1 pseudogene is annotated in these 603 nt (G+C 72.8%); it reads right to left on the bottom strand.

The features are described 5' to 3' along the window. Positions 1 to 569: pseudogene (tnpC, locus tag QWZ14_RS02740) on the bottom strand (IS66 family transposase); the annotation flags it as partial. Positions 570 to 603: the final 34 nt, after the last annotated feature.

The raw sequence follows: 603 nt of genomic DNA, 5'->3' as shown, positions 1-603 counted from the left end.
GGCGGCAACGTCCCCACCTACTCGGCAGGCGACATGCTGGACCACCGGCAGCTGGCCCTGATGGGCTCGCCAGAGCGCGTTGTAGCCGGCAAAGCCATCGGCATGGACCCAGCCCTGGAACCCGGCCAGGTGGCCCTGGGGCCGCTCGCCCTTGCGGTCCGCCGAGTAGCGGTAGAGGGCCACGGGTGGCCCGGTNTGGCCTCGCGGGTCTTGCCGCGGCCCGGCGCCAGGACGCGGATCGGCGTGTCGTCGGTCCAGATCACCCGCTGCGCCAGGGCATGGCGGCCGATCGCCTCGGCCAGCGGCCGCAGCCACCAGGCGGCATGGCCGACCCAGTCGGCCAGGGTCTGCCGCTCGATCTCGACGCCCTCGCGCGCCAGGATGCCGGAGAGCCGGTACAGCGGCAGGCCGTCGACGTATTTCGAGACCAGCACATGGGCGAGCAGCCCGGGGCCGGGGCGACCGCGCTCCACCAGCAGGTCGGGCGCCGGGGCTTGCAGAACGGCCTCGCAGGACCGGCAGGCGTAGCGGGGCCGGACATGGCGGATGACCTTCAGCCGGGCTGGCAACTTCTCCAGCGACTTGGCATCTTGATGCCCTCCT

Origin of the sequence: Paeniroseomonas aquatica (assembly GCF_030409335.1) — a bacterium.
Taxonomy (GTDB): domain Bacteria; phylum Pseudomonadota; class Alphaproteobacteria; order Acetobacterales; family Acetobacteraceae; genus Belnapia; species Belnapia aquatica.
Note: the sequence above shows the minus strand (reverse complement) of the source record. Positions and strands in the feature narration are given on the sequence as shown.